The organism is Microbulbifer sp. ABM4_008 (genome assembly GCF_056311705.1).
On the sequence record NZ_CM149970.1, the window covers coordinates 4,742,172 to 4,757,449 of the forward strand.

The following is a 15,278-nucleotide window of genomic DNA, read 5'->3' on the forward strand; positions in this document are numbered from 1 at the left end:
CCTCGTCGAGAGAACCTTACCCAGGCCACTGCCCCGCCTATGGGGCAGCACCGACACTGTTAACTTACTTGTTCATAAATTCCGGGTAAGCTTCCATTCCGCATTCGGTCAAGTCAACACCCTCTTGCTCCTCATCTTCGCTCACACGGATACCAGTGACGAGCTTGAGCAGGTACCACACTGCAAATGAACTGACGAATACCCATCCAAAGATGGTCAGTGCACCAATCAATTGCCCGCTGAAACTGGAATCATTGTTAGTCACAGGTACCAATAGCAAACCGAGCAAGCCGACAACACCGTGTACAGAGATAGCGCCCACCGGATCATCAATTTTCAGCTTATCCAGGGTGATGATAGAGAAGACCACCAACACACCGGCGATCATACCGAAGAGGGTTGCCTGCAATGCAGTCGGGGTCGATGGCTCCGCAGTAATTGCTACCAGACCAGCCAGGGCGCCATTGAGCAGCATGGTCAGATCAGCTTTACCGAACAGGATACGGGCGGTGATCAGTGCAGCAATAGCACCACCGGCAGCAGCGGTATTGGTATTCACAAAGACCATGGCGACGGAGTGCGCACTGGCAGCATCGCCCAGCTTCAGTACGGAGCCGCCATTGAAGCCAAACCAGCCCATCCACAGGATAAAGGTACCCAGGGTTGCCAACGGCAAGTTAGCACCGGGAATGGCATACACTTGGCCGTTGGGGCCGTATTTGCCTTTGCGCGCGCCCAGTAGCAGAACACCAGCAAGCGCAGCCGCTGCACCCGCCATATGCACGATACCGGAACCGGCAAAATCAGAGAAACCGAGATCGCCCAAGTTGTACAGGCCGAAAACCTCTTTGCCGCCCCAAGTCCAGGCACCTTCCAGTGGATAGATGAAACCGGTCAAAACTACTGCAAAGGCCAGGAAGCTCCACAGCTTCATACGCTCGGCAACCGCACCGGACACAATGGACATGGCGGTAGCTACAAAAACCACCTGGAAGAAAAAGTCTGAAGCTCCGGAATAAACGGAGTCACCTTCAAAACCATTTTCTGCAGAATCGCTGAGGACGCCTTCCAGACTAAACGCCTCAATACCGGACAATGCCCAGCCACCATCGTACATAATGGCGTAGCCAGTCAGCAGATACATAATGCAGGCAATCGCAAACAGGGCCACATTCTTGGTGAGAATTTCCGTAGTGTTTTTGGAACGCACCAAGCCGGCTTCCAGCATAGAAAAGCCGGCGGCCATCCACATTACCAAGGCGCCGCACATCAGAAAGTAAAAAGTATCAATTGCATACTGCAATTGAAAAATTTGGTTCTCCATATTCCTCTCCGTTCAAATCTGGATATTTATTAAAATTATGTTTTCGGTTTTTAATTAAATTGCTGCATTACCGGTTTCTCCGGTACGTATGCGCACGACCTGCTCAAGCTCTGCGACAAATATTTTTCCGTCACCGATCTTGCCACTCTGCGCGCTGGAACCAATTGCTTCGATAACCGCATCCAGTTGCGAATCTGCCACCGCTATTTGCAGCATGGTTTTCGGAAGAAAATCCACCACATACTCTGCACCACGATACAATTCCGTATGCCCTTTTTGGCGACCAAAGCCCTTCACTTCAGTAACCGTTACACCATTAACCCCCGACTCCCGCAGGGCATCTCTCACAGCATCCAGCTTGAAGGGTTTAATGATTGCAGTGATTAATTTCATGGTATTCCCCTAAAGAAAAACGGGCCCTCGTATTAGCGAAGGCCCTTTTGTATTACCAGGTATAAGTCGCGCCAGCGAGCAATGTAGGTTCGCACCAGTCGGTCTCGTAGCACTCTTTATCGCTGACATCAGTGCCCACGAAAGAAGCGCTCAGGCTCAAGCCACCAAATTCTTTACTGAGGGAAACGGAGTAATCGATATAGGAATCAGATCCATCGAGAAAACCTTCTTCTTCAAAAAGGTTTAATCCCAGGTGTAGATCGAGAGAAAGATCTGAGGGAAGAGCGAAACTATATTCCGCATAAGGGTAATAAAACTCACCGGTATCCGCCCAATAATCATCGGAATAGGCAAACCCCAACGTTAAATCTGAAAAACTCAGGCTGCCGTATATTTCCTGATAATCTTCATCTTCACTTCCGCCGTGATAGGCGTAATAAATGTAGCCAACATCAAAGCTAACGCTGTCATTGATATCCGCACTGTAACCGCCGTAAAAATCCTGTTCGTAGTCGGTTTGATCAGTGTCGTAATCAAAATCCACTTGGGATGCCCAGGTACCAATATAAATGCCGTTTCCAAAATCGACATCGACACCACCCTGTAATGCGGGGCCTCCATCAGTCTGGCTAATACCACGGAATCTATAGTCAGAAACAAGACCCACATTGGCACTAATGCTGGGACCGCCCTCGGCAGCCATCGATAAATTTGCAGCGCCCAGTGCGAGAACGGCACCGGTGACGAGAGTGGCAACTTTATACATTTTATTTTCCACTTTAATCCTCCAAGGCTTTTGAAGCTGTTTTTTCGAGTGCTTTTATGGCGCCGCCTGCAATCAGTCCTTCACTGTCGGGTGTGACAGAGGGTCGCTTGCGTCTCGTGAACTGCTACTTTCCCAGACTCCCAATGATCGTTAATGGGACACCTGCACAGATTGTTTGCAGACTTGATGCCAACACTGCAACCGCAAGCAAAATCAATAAGTTAGGAGTAATTGAATTAGTAAAATTCGTACGAATAGAAACTCGGAGGCAAAGTGCTGCACCAACATGGAACTGCCTTTCTTCCTTTGCACTGAAGTGGGGAGGTAAAGATTAAGGTGCGCTCAGAACGGTGCGCTGTTAGGCTGCTTTTTCCAAAAAATGCACTGGGTTACAATCCCGTGCTATTCATATCCATCTTATTTAGCGAGGAAATGCCCGTGGCAGCAGATAAACTGCAACAGCTGCTGAAAGAGCTACAACAACAGGGCGCCGTGGTGACCAGTGACTTGCGCAGTGCTCTGGAAGTATCACTGGATAAATTGCCATTGGTCTCCCAGCGTGAGTTCGACACTCAGGTGGAGATACTGCGCCGGACCCGGGAAAAGCTGGCACGACTCGAGGATAAGGTCGAAATGCTGGAGCAGGCCCTGGCGCAGAGAGACAGCGCCGCCAAGGACTAAGCCCAGGGAGCCACTTCAAGGATGAAATCGTGAGCCTCTCAGTCACCTACTCCCGAGCTCAGCTCGGGGTCTCTGCACCTCTGGTTACCGTAGAAACCCACCTGGCAAATGGACTCCCTGCTTTTCATATTGTGGGTTTACCGGAAGCGGCGGTGCGGGAGAGCCGCGACCGTGTGCGCAGCGCCCTAATCAACAGCCATTTCGACTTCCCCCAGCGCCGTATTACCGTCAACCTCGCCCCCGCCGACTTACCCAAGGAAGGTGGCCGCTACGATCTGGCCATCGCCATCGGTATTCTCAGTGCCTCGGGACAGGTTCCCACCGAAGCTCTGGAACGCTATGAATTTATTGGCGAGCTAGCACTCACCGGCGCCTTGCGGGAAGTAAGTGGTAGCTTACCGGCAGCCGTGGCCTGCACCAATGAAGACCGTAAACTCGTTGTGCCTACCGAGAACGGTGCGGAAGCCGCGCTGGCAACCGGCGAAGTCAGCATTGCCAACTCCCTACTGGAAGTTTGCGCCGAACTTCATGGGCGTGAATCTATGCCCAAAGCTGTTGCAGAGCCTATTGCCGAAGCGCACCTGTGCGCAGACTTGGCCGATGTGCGCGGCCAACTAAAAGCCCGCCGCGCTCTCGAAGTGGCAGCAGCCGGGAGCCACAATCTGCTTTTTTACGGTCCGCCCGGCACCGGCAAAACCATGCTGGCCAGCCGCCTGCCAGGAATATTGCCCCCGCTGACAACTGAAGAGTCACTAGAGGTAGCGAGCGTTTACTCCAGCGCAGGCCTACCTCACCAGAGCCTGCGCCCTTTCAGGGCCCCACACCACAGCGCCTCCCCAACAGCGCTGGTCGGTGGGGGCAGTACTCCACGGCCCGGTGAGATATCCCTCGCGCACCGGGGAGTCCTATTCCTTGATGAGATGCCCGAATTTCCCAGGCACGCTCTGGAGATACTGCGGGAACCTCTGGAGAATGGTGAAGTGCGAATCTCCCGCGCCCGAGCCCAAGTCACCTACCCCGCCCACTTTCAGCTGGTCGGGGCTATGAACCCTTGCCCTTGTGGCTATTTAGGCGAACCCCGCTGTCGCTGTACCCCAGACCAGATAGATCGATATCGCAACAAACTCTCTGGCCCTCTGCTGGATCGTATCGATATGCAGGTAGAGGTGGGCGCTATGAATGCTGTGCAATTACAGGACTCAGCTCCCGGAGAAACTTCCGATGCCGTGAGAGAGAGAGTTTGTGCCGCACGCCAGCAACAAATACAGCGGCAAGGTAAGACAAATAACCTGTTAAAAGGCGCAGAGCTGGAAAAGCACTGTGCCTTGGGGGAAAAGGAAAAGCACCTCTTACGACAGTCGGTGGAAAAACTGGGGCTATCCGCGCGTAGTTACCATCGGGTCCTTAAAGTAGCCCGAACCTTGGCAGACCTTGCTAATTCTGAACGTATAAGCACAACTCAAATTGCTGAAGCTTTGGCGTACCGCAATCTGGACAGGCGCCAAACGGCTACGGCATAACTTGCCTATATGAACACTTACACATCCCGAGGAATCTATACCGGTCTCGATACCTTTATTCGTAAGCTGAGGTGGATACTCAATATCAGCTCATGAAGTAATTTAAATTAGGATCCCGACTATAAGACCCCATTTCCAAAACATGGAGCACTTTACGCCCCAAATATTGTGCACCTTGTTCACGTCCCCCAACCCCATAAGGAAAGATCACATCGCTTAAAAAATTCCTCAGGTGCGCCAGATAATTAAATTGGAAAGTCCCAATATTTGGATCAAAAAATATCAAATTTTCAAGATCCAAGGCCATAGTATGCGAATGAAAACTTCGAGTGGAAATTATTCGAAATTGATTTATATCTGGCCCCTGACAGCAGTAATCACCAACCCAATTTCTAAGTCTATTGACATATTCTTTTCGGGGCATATTTCCTACGAAACCGTGAGTATTCATCCACAAATGGGCATCCTTCATCTGAGTATTCGCAGCTTTTGTGGCATTAAATAATTCTATTGCCGGTGAAAGAGCATCAGCAATAACTCTCTTATTCTGCCCGACCATAGGGCCTAGATAGTCCCTGTTTTTAATTTGCCCCTCAAGCCAATAAAGTGCTAGTGCTATACATATACCATCTCCAACTCCCCTTTTAGTGAGCACAGTGTGAATTTTACTTCCAGGGGATTGTGAAAACTCAACAACTCTAATACAACCCCGAGCTCTTGCTGCTAAGATAACTCTTTCTATAATTCTGCGAGTATCTCTTGCAGTTCTATTCATCCATAAAGGCATATTTATCCTCACCCAGTAAAAGCTTCGATCATCATTCAACAAATTGTTACAACCCAATTTGTCGACAACTTTTCGTCCGATTGCATGTACATGAATAATTAACCTTCATCCTACAGTGAGGCTTTACTGTATTTTTGATTTTTCTTGCTACTTCTCCCCCTAGTGATTTCAGTATTTTATAAACCCAGCCCGCTTAAAATAGGCCTGTATTCATTCCCATTAATCATTGCAATTATTGACATGGCGATCAGTTGACATAATCACCCAAATAGTTACCATGGTAATCATCGCTATGTAAAGGCACTATATGTATGAACAAGCATCTATTCATTATTGCCAAGATTTCCCCCAAGGCTGAATTCTTCATACAAGCCAAGCAGGCCATCCTGTCCATAGTGGCTAATACATTGGAGGAAGAGGGCTGCCTGAAGTTTGCAGTACACGAGGACGGGGAAAACTTGTTTTTATACGAGGAGTGGCGCAGTCAGGAAGATCTCGATAAGCATTACACTATGCCCTACATCACCCCGATATTCGAAGCCTATAAAGAGTGGCTAAAAGAGCCTGTGGAGATCAATAAACTGGAGAGGTTAGCTTAATATCCTTATGTTTTTTCTCAAAGAACTTCCCTCACAACAGATGGTTGAGGGATATTCCAAGCGATTTTCTGTAAAAGACCCCACTGCCATTCAGGGCGCCCTCACCATGATGCGGGATGCGAGCCTCCTATTGCGGGAGCTGGAGGGTTACTTTTCTGAACACGGAACCTCCCAGCTGCGCTTCCTGGTAATGATCGTTATCGACCGGGAGCCTCAAAGAGATAGTTTACTCGCTTCAGAAATCGCAGAGCGCATCGATGTTTCTCGCCCGGTAATGACACGAACCCTGAAAAGCATGGTGGAAGATGAGCTCATCGTTATGGAAGCAGACTCCAGCGATGGCAGGGCAAAATGTGTAGCACTTACTGAGAATGGAAAACAATTTCTACAGAAAATCTTGCCCGGATATTTTAAGACAATTTCTAAATTTATGGAGGAATTGAACAAATGAAGAAACCGATACTAAATGCTCTGTGCATCTGGGCATTGGTTTGCCCTATTGTTACTCTATTACTTCTAGGGATGCAGGCACTGGAATTGCAAATTGCAATTGGTTTAAAAGCGCTAATAATGACCGCTATTCTGGTCCCACTAATGTATTTCTATCTTGTGCCAAAGGTGCATCAATTTTGAGCCCGGCATTAATATGTCGAGCCATGTTTTGTAGCGCAAATATCTAGTCAGCTGGATCTTTCTCAGCTTCCAGCTTTTCACTTAATTTTTCTTCCGCTTTCTCTGCATATTGATGACAGCTTACTGATTTTTTCTGTATAGCTTTGTTTTTAAACTCCCAGCCGCTGGCAGGTGCATGAGGGGTAAGTAGTAAATCACAAGGTAAATCCCGCACACGGGCAAAGCTTGTGCGGAAGTCCTCTACGATATTGGGGTAGCGGCGGTTATCAATCAGTTGATAACCGGGCGCTGTAAGGCTATCCACATAAGCTATATCTTTAGTTTTACCATCAACTTTGTCTTCCCAGGTCCAGGCCATACTGCCTGGTGTATGGCCTGGGATAAAATGTACGCGTAGACGCAAATCCCCTAGAACCACTTGCTCGCCATCGTGCAGGATACGATCCGCCTTTATTGGAGGATATAAAAGTTCGTCGGCAAAATGAATATCATTGGCACCACCGCGAGCCATTAACACCGCTGACTCGGCATTAGTTACCACCTGTGCACCAGTTACGCGTTTTAGCTCCGCTAAGGAACCTATGTGGTCTGCATGGGCCTGACTATGCAAGATTAATTTGAGATCCGAGGGGGCGACTCCCAACCTGCGCATATTCTCCAATAAATGCTCAGCCGTCTGCTCCATGCCACCATCAATTAGAATCGATCCCTCTTTGCCTTTTAATAACAGTGAGGTAATTCCCTCGGTACCTATTTGCCACGTGTTACCTGCAATCTTTAGAGGCGCTACTGGCTGACGCCAGGATTCTGGTACCTTGTAGGTTTCCAGTTGTGGTAAGACAGCATAGTTTTCCGCTGCCGAAAAACTGGAATAAGCGGCCATCACTATTGCGGCTAATTGGATTCTTACATTCATTGATCAGTCTCAACTTTTACCGGCATCAGGAATACACCCGGGAGCTCCATTTAGTGCAGCATTATTAATCCATCCAGCAATTCTTTTAAAGACTTCTCTCCGGTGATTTACGCCGTCCCTATCTATCATATAGTGATCGTAACCGGGGTACTCCCAATAAGTCAGCTCACAACGTCCGGCTGATGCGTAGGCATCTCGTGCTGCTCGGCCGGAACTGACCGGGGCAGATTTATCTTCTGTACCCTGGATCAATAATACGGGGGCATGGCTGTTCAATAAATCGTTGACCGGTACCCGATCGACGACATCGGCCCACCAACGCATAGAGTTTCCACCCCAGACTTCCGCGCTTTCTGGGTTAGCTCCGGCATAGGCGAGTTTGGCATCTACCTCTTTAGCTACGTGGGGCGGAACCAAACTCTTTAGCACTTGAGCAAAGGATTCCCCCAATCCACTTGAAAAGACCACTGCCGCATCGGGATTTAGCCTCGGCGCCAGTCGTGCAACAAGATCACCACCCTCGGAACCGCCGAACAAAACCAGTTTACCATTCCACCAATCAGCCCCGCGCAGTTCGTCGACAATTTGCTCTACATCTACCGCACGCTGCTCAACTGTATGGTTAGCTACATACGCTTTTGAGCAATCTTTAAATTGCTCTTCCGGGCTGTCAGAGTGAGTTACACCATATTTTTCTACCAGCAAAACAGCATATCCTGTCGCTAACTCTTTAGCCTGTTGGATAGTAGTATTTTTAACAGCAGGTAAGCAGCCAGACCCCTGGGCTATCAAAAACAAGCCATACTTCCGGTTAGCCGATGGTTGCTCTAAAGACCAGTAAAGCGTTGATCCATCTGGGCGTTTACTGACTTTAAGTAGAGGTTCGGCGGACACGCCGATATGCAAAGTCGCTAGCAGAAAACCTGTTGCCGTTATAAACGCCGATTTAACACAACCCATAGCGAGAACTCCCTGCCCTCATCTGAAATTAATGGTGGGGCTATATTTGCTTGGTTATTGTTGAAGAGGGGGGGTGAACCTCATATTCACCCCCTCTCCGAACCCAAGAAAAAGTAATGGTTCCCGAGCTAACTGAAGCTAATCACATCAAGATTTTTTCCAATCATCAGCACTTAAGCGATAAAGGCAGTGCCGCTGCAGATGGCTTTCGCTGGGGACAAGTGGATGTTCAAAGACGAGAGAATCCCGCCGCATACCCAGCCGCTCCATCACCCGCTGGGAACGAAGGTTTTGTAGTGCAGTAAAGGAAACGACTTCGCTGAGATTCAGGGTATTAAAAGCTACATCCAAAGATGCTTGTGCAGCTTCACTGGCATAGCCTTTTCCCCAGTGGGGAAAGGCCAAGCGCCAGCCAATCTCTACCGCTGGAGTGAAGGGCAAATCTTCGGTCACATTTTTCATACCGACAAATCCGAGAAACTCGTTGGTGTCTCTCAGCTCCAAGGCCCAAAAGCCCCAGCCGTATTTCTCAATATGCGCAATACTGCGATCCACACCGGCATCACTCTGCTGTCGCGTCAGCAATGAGGGGAAGAACTCCATCACTCTTGTGTCGGCATTCATTTCGGCAAATACAGGCTTATCTTCCTCTCGCCACTGACGTAGCTGCAAGCGTTCGGTCGTGGGTTGTATTAATTCAGGCATGAAATATTCGCGCTATTCAATATTTTGTTTCTGCTGAAGATCTACAGACGGTGCGACCATAAAATCGCACTGATCCAGCCATTTTCGCTGCCCTGGGTAAGCCGCTTCCTCAAAGCCCAATTTCTGGTAGAGAGTCCGTGCCGCTAGATTAGTACGCAGGACAAATAAAGAGCACTCGATTGCATCCAGGGCTCTGGCTCCTGTTTGCGCAAGCTGTACTACCAGCGAACGCCCTAATCCGGCTCCGCGATGATTAGGCGAGACAATTAAGCGACTTAGGTGGCAGCGGCCCAGGTGTTGGTAATACTGTCCAAAAGCCAGCACGTCACCGCTGCTATCCTGAAGCGCGTAGCTGGGCAACTCCGGCCAACGACAATCCTCCAAGAAGGACCTCCCCTCGAACGGAAACCTGAAATCAGGACCACCCCACTGTTGGCACTGCTCCCTATCAGGTAGCCAGGACATCAATGTTGGGAATTGCCACTCTTCCATTGGCTTCAGTCTCAAGTTCTCCACGGCAATTCTCCTTAAAGTTACTTGCGACTCTTTGCCAGCCATCTATCTAACTGATCGGCAAAAGCTTTGCGGTCCGCCTGGCTAAGGGCCGGTGGTCCGCCGGTATGCACGCCGCTGGAGCGCAGAGTATCCATAAAGTCCCGCATATTCAGACGCGCGCGGATATTGGCTTTGGTATAGCGCTCCCCACGGGGATTAAGGGCTTCAGCACCCTTGTCGATCACCTCTGCTGCCAGGGGGATATCGCTGGTAATAATCAGATCCCCCGCCTCGCAGCGCTGCACTATCTCGTTATCCGCCACATCAAAACCCGCTGTCACTTGCACGGAGCGAATATAGCGCGACGGCGGCACCCGCACCGCTTGGTTGGCCACCAAAGTCAGTTCTGTGGCTGTGCGCTCAGCAGCGCGAAACAGGATTTCCTTGATGGCGACCGGGCAGGCGTCGGCATCGACCCAGAGTTTTGTCATGGCTATACAACCTTATCGAGCGTATCGGGCGGTGCGCCCTCATCGCATTTCTTGCAATTGAGTTGGAAACCCAGCATAGACTCGCGCCCTTGTTCAGTGATCACCCAGGGCCGGTTGGTCCAAGGAGGATTGTGGCGTACATGTTGGAAGTGGCCACAGGCGAGCTCCGCCACCCAGTGATTCTCTTCATCCAGGTGGTAGCCGGCGATGGGTTGTTGCATGGGGTTACACAAGCAGGGAATAAGGCGCAGTTATAGCCAATCCCAAGGGCAAAGTATACGTGTGGCCGGTGGTTCGCACTGGTACTGGGATGATTCGAGCCAAGACTGCTAGAATCTCCCGCTTTTCCGCGACGCGAAGATGCAGCCCCATCTATGACCCAGCTCAACCCCCGCCAATCCGAAGCCGTGAAGTATGTCGATGGCCCCTGCCTGGTACTGGCCGGCGCCGGCTCCGGCAAGACCAGCGTAATCACCCGCAAGATCGCCTACCTGATCGAGCAGTGTGGCTACGCCGCACGCAATATCGCCGCCCTCACCTTCACCAACAAGGCGGCACGGGAGATGAAAGAGCGGGTCAGCAAACTGCTGGCAGGCCCGGATGGCAAGCGGTCCAAGGCGAGTCACGGTCTCACTGTATCCACCTTTCACAACCTTGGGCTGAATATCCTGCGTAAGGAATACCGCGCCGCCGGCTTTAAGCCCGGTTTCTCCATCTTCGATGCGGAAGACGCCCGCGCCCTGATCAAGGAGCTGATGCTCAGGGATGGCGACCTGGATACAGACCTGTTGGATCGAGTACAGAACCAGATCTCCAATTGGAAGAACGATATGCTCACCCCGCGCCGTGCCCTGGAGCAGGCACAGAGCCCCGGTGAGCAGGCCATCGCGGTTGCCTACGATCGCTACTGTGAAGCCCTCAAGGCCTACAATGCCGTCGACTTCGACGACCTGATCCTGCTGCCGGTGCAGTTGTTCGACAAAGATCCAGAGTTGCTGCAACGCTGGCGCAAAAAGATTCGCTACCTGCTGGTGGACGAATATCAGGACACCAACAACTCCCAGTACCTGCTGGTGAAGCTGCTGGTGGGCGGGCGTGGCGGCCTCACAGTGGTGGGAGACGATGACCAGTCTATCTACGCCTGGCGCGGCGCGCGCCCGGAGAATATGAGTGCGCTGAAGACCGACTTCCCCAATCTGCGTCTGATCAAACTGGAGCAGAACTACCGCTCCACCAGCCGCATCCTCAAAGTGGCCAACCACCTGATCGCCCACAATCCTCACGAATTCGACAAAGCATTATGGTCCGATCGCGGTCTGGGTGAGGAGATCCGCGTGCTCAAAGTGGCCAATGAAAACGAGGAAGCGGAGCGGGTCGCCAACGAGATTTTTCTGCAAAAGAGCCGTCGCGGCTGCAAGTTTATGGATTTTGCCGTGCTCTATCGCGGCAACCACCAAGCGCGCCTGATCGAAATGAAATTGCAGGAGCACCAGGTTCCCTACCAGATGTCCGGCGGTACTTCCTTCTTCGCCCGCGCCGAAATCAAGGACGTGATGGCCTATCTGCGCCTGTTGGTAAACCCGGATGATGACAACGCATTCCTGCGCATTATCAATACCCCGCGTCGCCAAATAGGTACCAGCAGCCTGGAAGCCTTGGGCAACTACGCCAAGGGCCGCGAGATCTCCATGTTCAAAGCCTGCTCGGAATTGGGCTTTAAGGAGCATATCAACGAGCAGGGCTACGAACGCCTGAATCGCTTTGCCCTGTGGCTCGAAGGGGTACAGCGCAACTGTCGCGATACCACTGCCAATGGCGCCCTGCGCGAGATGCTGGAAGATATCGACTACGCCGGCTGGCTATCGCAAAACGCCAGCAGCGAGAAAGTGGCCGAGAAGCGCATGGAGAATGTGTATTGGCTGTTGGAAAGCCTCAACAAAATTATGGAGGGCACCGACGACGAGCTGGAGCAGGATATTCGCCTGGAACAGGCCATCTCCAAACTGATCCTGCGGGATATGCTGGAGCGCCAGGAAGAAGAGGAAGCCACCGATAAGGTCAGCCTTATGACCCTGCACGCCGCCAAGGGCCTGGAATTCCCCCACGTGTTTATGATCGGTATGGAAGAGAACTTACTTCCCCACCGCAACAGTATTGAAGACGACAACATCGAAGAGGAGCGCCGCCTCACCTACGTGGGTATCACTCGCGCCCAGCGCACCCTCACCATGACTTTGGCAGGCAAGCGCAAACAGTTCGGCGAAACCCAGGACACAACACCCAGCCGCTTTATTGACGAATTGCCGGAAGAAGATGTGTTGTTGGAAGGATTTGGTAAGGCGACGCCGGAGCAGAATCAGGCGAAGGGAGAGGAAACTTTAGGGTCTTTGCTGAGTATGTTTGATTGAGGCTGCAAATGCAGCCTCAATTTCGATGGCTCAAAGTACTATTGGGAAATAATCACCATTGAGCCCGTTTGTTCATCGATTTCCACTACACTATTCGGAATAGTTGTTATTCCAAACAAACGGTCTTCATACTTAGCGAAACCTAATATCCTAATCGATGCATCAGTTCCGGCATATGGCTTCTTCACTAGCTGCTTAGTGCTCAAGTTAAATTCAAAATACCCCGAATATTCATCTCTAGGGATAAGCAATAACCGCTCTGTGTCTTTATCTAAGAAAATACGATTGATAGATGGAACATCTGACCACTGATCCTCACTGGTTAGAATTTCCCTATCACCTGTACTTAAGTCAACTCCATATAAAGTTGTAATTGCTCCAGTTTGGTATCCTAAAGCATAAACAATTCCCGCTTCAAAATCTGTTTCAATATCACTTAGCCCATTCCAACCAGGACCAGAACCTGCACCCAGAAATTCACTAGATAAGATAGATTTTGTGCCAGTATTAACATCAACTTTGAGCAAATAATCCATATCATTAATAACGACAGCCGTTACGCCTGCAGGATCAACATCAATCGCATTTGATAACTCAATTACATTGCAACATCCAACGTCTGAACTAATAAAAATTTTTCTATCCCCAGTTGTAGCATCAACTTCTTTGAACGAATCATCGCCGTAATCAGCCACAAAAATTCTGCCACCATCTGTGATAGATATATCCCTCAAGTTAGAAAATTCAGGACCAGACCCCGTGTTCGGCCCAGAAAGTATTTCTCGATCTCCACTATCAACATCAATAGAAAGTAATTTCCCACCAAAATCAGACCAAACCGAAGAGGCAAGAACAACCAAGCGGTTTAAATTTGTATCGTATTTAATATTTTTATCAACACTACTACCCGAAATAGCTGGTCCCTGGCCACGAAATCCAGAAGACACTTGCTCAAGTGACTTTTCCTCTAAGTCAATACGATACAAATGGCTAGAACTATGGGATAGCACATATGCAAAACCATTATCTTGATCAACTTGCAAGCTAGAAAATAGGAAATCTGCGGAAACATCTTCTGCTTCTACTAGGTCAAAAACTTTCTCGATTTCCTGGCGAGATAAATCAAAGCTATATAGATTTTCAGCTCCCTCAGAAGATAGTTCTGACTTAGCTATTAGGTACAATCTTGATTCTCTAGGATCGGAGTCAACCGTTATAATCTCCGTGATCTTCTCATCAGACTCGTACAAGTCTGCAATCACCGTACGGTTTCCAGTATCCTCATTTACTTGAATTAAGTCAGAACCCGAAACTGCATAAATTGCCTGATCACTTACCACAACCAATGCATCAGGGTTTAAATCAGGGCCAGTACCTCTGTCGAAGCTAGATACAGTTTCTGAAATTCCTGTACTTGGATCAAACGAGTTTATACGACCATCTGCCCAGTAAAGCTTTCCAGATTGCTGATCAACATCAAGAGCATATGTAGAGGGTCCTCCAGCATCAAACTGTTGCACTACCTCTCCAGTCTGCGGGGAAAATTCAACTAAATTATCGTTAGCCATTCCATATAATCTCCCCCTCTCCGGATCAAATACCAAGTGAGTAATCACCAAATCTAAATTAGGATACAATTCAAATTCAAATTCAGTGTTATCTATTTTGGTAAGCCTTGGCCCTGCGAATAAATTGCCACCGTTTATATCAATAGATAAAGCACGAAATGCTCGCTGAGAATTCCCCTGATGTGCATTAACAACTAGAGAGTCCAACTCTGTTTCATTGCCATCAACATCAACTACTGTCACTGAAAATTCTGTATTTTTTTCAGTGATAGATACTGGTAATTGCCAATTTTGAAAGTCATCAGATGTTTCCGCAAGTACTCCATTTACATATACAGCCTCAACACCCCGATTATCTGTAGCAGTTCCACGAATTATTAATAATGGCTCATATACCCATGTATCTTGTAATTTTGGAAATTCAATTTTTGCACTAGGGGCAACCTCATCCGCTCGGGTAGTGACCTCAAAACTATCACTGACACCACCTATTGTTAGCTCTGCGGACGTCTCTGCGCTCAAATCAGACGATGATAAAATACGAACCCGAAATTCATCTTCAGGGGAGATTTTTCCTGCTGCAGCCGTAAACCCTCCATTATTAATTGAATACTCCCCGCCCTCTATTTCAATTGAAGTTTCGCTATTAATACCCTCAACAACGATCGCCTCTGAAACAACAAGCGTATTTGTTTTAGCATTAGCAACATCTACAAAGGAGAATGCATCAGGTGTCGTGTCGGAGACTTCAATCTTAGTGTCTGAGTCACCACTTCCCCCACCTCCACCACAGGCAGTCAAAAAAGATGAAATAATGATAAATGAAAGAAGCTTCCCCAACTTCATGCCCAATATCCTTGTGTTGTCATATAAATCTATTTTTCGAGCAAGCGCGGATAATACAGAATTTTCAAAGTAGGAGGGATGTAATGCCTGATTACGGCTTATTACGTATTTGATTAGAAGATATCCAGTAAAAAGTTTTACATATAGTCAGTTTAGGCAGAAAAGTAATTTGCCCTTGCATGACAC

The 15,278-nt window shown here is 49.1% G+C and carries 17 protein-coding genes; 6 read left to right on the plus strand and 11 right to left on the minus strand.

The genetic code is table 11. The features are described from left to right. Positions 1-64: 64 nt before the first annotated feature. Genes ACYX4J_RS20570 through ACYX4J_RS20580 form a run of 3 tightly spaced genes read right to left on the minus strand, consistent with a single transcriptional unit; the run spans position 65 to position 2,495 of the window. Positions 65-1,324 (minus strand): ammonium transporter, encoded by a 1,260-nt coding sequence (locus ACYX4J_RS20570; RefSeq protein WP_413664044.1) that lies wholly within the window; start codon positions 1,322-1,324, stop codon positions 65-67. 54 nt (positions 1,325-1,378) lie between these two features. After that, positions 1,379-1,717 carry a P-II family nitrogen regulator gene (locus ACYX4J_RS20575; RefSeq protein ID WP_282930336.1) on the minus strand — a complete coding sequence of 113 codons (339 nt, stop codon included), beginning with the start codon at positions 1,715-1,717 and terminating at the stop codon, positions 1,379-1,381. 52 nt (positions 1,718-1,769) lie between these two features. After that, positions 1,770-2,495, minus strand: a complete 726-nt coding sequence (locus ACYX4J_RS20580) for a TorF family putative porin (protein WP_476177438.1) — start codon at positions 2,493-2,495, stop codon at positions 1,770-1,772. Between the two features lie 420 nt (positions 2,496-2,915). Between ACYX4J_RS20580 and ACYX4J_RS20585 the strand changes: the two genes are divergently transcribed. Both ACYX4J_RS20585 and ACYX4J_RS20590 read left to right on the plus strand, forming a co-directional pair. Beyond that, the gene (locus ACYX4J_RS20585) at positions 2,916-3,164 is read left to right on the plus strand and encodes an accessory factor UbiK family protein (RefSeq protein ID WP_282930338.1); all 249 of its coding nucleotides are present in this window, start codon (positions 2,916-2,918) and stop codon (positions 3,162-3,164) included. Between the two features lie 29 nt (positions 3,165-3,193). Continuing rightward, complete coding sequence (locus tag ACYX4J_RS20590) at positions 3,194-4,684, plus strand: YifB family Mg chelatase-like AAA ATPase (protein WP_476177439.1); 1,491 nt, start codon at positions 3,194-3,196, stop codon at positions 4,682-4,684. A gap of 85 nt (positions 4,685-4,769) precedes the next feature. Here ACYX4J_RS20590 and ACYX4J_RS20595 read toward each other — a convergent pair whose 3' ends face one another. Further along, positions 4,770-5,513 (minus strand): YopT-type cysteine protease domain-containing protein, encoded by a 744-nt coding sequence (locus ACYX4J_RS20595; protein ID WP_476177440.1) that lies wholly within the window; start codon positions 5,511-5,513, stop codon positions 4,770-4,772. 269 nt (positions 5,514-5,782) lie between these two features. On the opposite strand from ACYX4J_RS20595, the gene ACYX4J_RS20600 reads away from it, so the two are divergent. Genes ACYX4J_RS20600 through ACYX4J_RS20610 form a run of 3 tightly spaced genes read left to right on the plus strand, consistent with a single transcriptional unit; the run spans position 5,783 to position 6,703 of the window. Further along, positions 5,783-6,070 (plus strand): putative quinol monooxygenase, encoded by a 288-nt coding sequence (locus ACYX4J_RS20600; protein WP_444906658.1) that lies wholly within the window; start codon positions 5,783-5,785, stop codon positions 6,068-6,070. Between the two features lie 7 nt (positions 6,071-6,077). After that, complete coding sequence (locus tag ACYX4J_RS20605) at positions 6,078-6,521, plus strand: MarR family winged helix-turn-helix transcriptional regulator (RefSeq protein ID WP_413664038.1); 444 nt, start codon at positions 6,078-6,080, stop codon at positions 6,519-6,521. Continuing rightward, positions 6,518-6,703 (plus strand): hypothetical protein, encoded by a 186-nt coding sequence (locus ACYX4J_RS20610; protein WP_476177441.1) that lies wholly within the window; start codon positions 6,518-6,520, stop codon positions 6,701-6,703. Before ACYX4J_RS20605 ends, ACYX4J_RS20610 begins: the two co-directional genes overlap by 4 nt. Positions 6,704-6,746: 43 nt before the next feature. Here the strand turns inward: ACYX4J_RS20610 and bla are convergent, their stop codons facing one another. From bla to ACYX4J_RS20640, 6 genes are all read right to left on the minus strand, one after another. Next, positions 6,747-7,619: a subclass B3 metallo-beta-lactamase gene (gene bla / locus ACYX4J_RS20615; RefSeq protein WP_444895485.1), complete on the minus strand. Its 873-nt coding sequence runs from the start codon at positions 7,617-7,619 to the stop codon at positions 6,747-6,749. A 9-nt stretch (positions 7,620-7,628) separates the two neighbouring features. After that, positions 7,629-8,579, minus strand: a complete 951-nt coding sequence (locus ACYX4J_RS20620) for an alpha/beta hydrolase family protein (protein WP_476177442.1) — start codon at positions 8,577-8,579, stop codon at positions 7,629-7,631. A gap of 147 nt (positions 8,580-8,726) precedes the next feature. Continuing rightward, positions 8,727-9,284 carry a GNAT family N-acetyltransferase gene (locus ACYX4J_RS20625; RefSeq protein WP_476177443.1) on the minus strand — a complete coding sequence of 186 codons (558 nt, stop codon included), beginning with the start codon at positions 9,282-9,284 and terminating at the stop codon, positions 8,727-8,729. Positions 9,285-9,296: 12 nt separating this feature from the next. Further along, positions 9,297-9,800 (minus strand): GNAT family N-acetyltransferase, encoded by a 504-nt coding sequence (locus ACYX4J_RS20630; protein WP_444934648.1) that lies wholly within the window; start codon positions 9,798-9,800, stop codon positions 9,297-9,299. 17 nt (positions 9,801-9,817) lie between these two features. After that, positions 9,818-10,270, minus strand: a complete 453-nt coding sequence (locus tag ACYX4J_RS20635) for a YaiI/YqxD family protein (protein ID WP_152450565.1) — start codon at positions 10,268-10,270, stop codon at positions 9,818-9,820. Positions 10,271-10,272: 2 nt separating this feature from the next. After that, positions 10,273-10,491 (minus strand): DUF3565 domain-containing protein, encoded by a 219-nt coding sequence (locus ACYX4J_RS20640; protein ID WP_282930362.1) that lies wholly within the window; start codon positions 10,489-10,491, stop codon positions 10,273-10,275. A gap of 153 nt (positions 10,492-10,644) precedes the next feature. On the opposite strand from ACYX4J_RS20640, the gene rep reads away from it, so the two are divergent. Continuing rightward, complete coding sequence (rep, locus tag ACYX4J_RS20645) at positions 10,645-12,678, plus strand: DNA helicase Rep (RefSeq protein ID WP_252084133.1); 2,034 nt, start codon at positions 10,645-10,647, stop codon at positions 12,676-12,678. A gap of 38 nt (positions 12,679-12,716) precedes the next feature. On the opposite strand, the gene ACYX4J_RS20650 is transcribed toward rep, so the two are convergent. Continuing rightward, the gene (locus ACYX4J_RS20650; protein WP_476177444.1) at positions 12,717-15,092 is read right to left on the minus strand and encodes an NHL repeat-containing protein; all 2,376 of its coding nucleotides are present in this window, start codon (positions 15,090-15,092) and stop codon (positions 12,717-12,719) included. Positions 15,093-15,278: the final 186 nt, after the last annotated feature.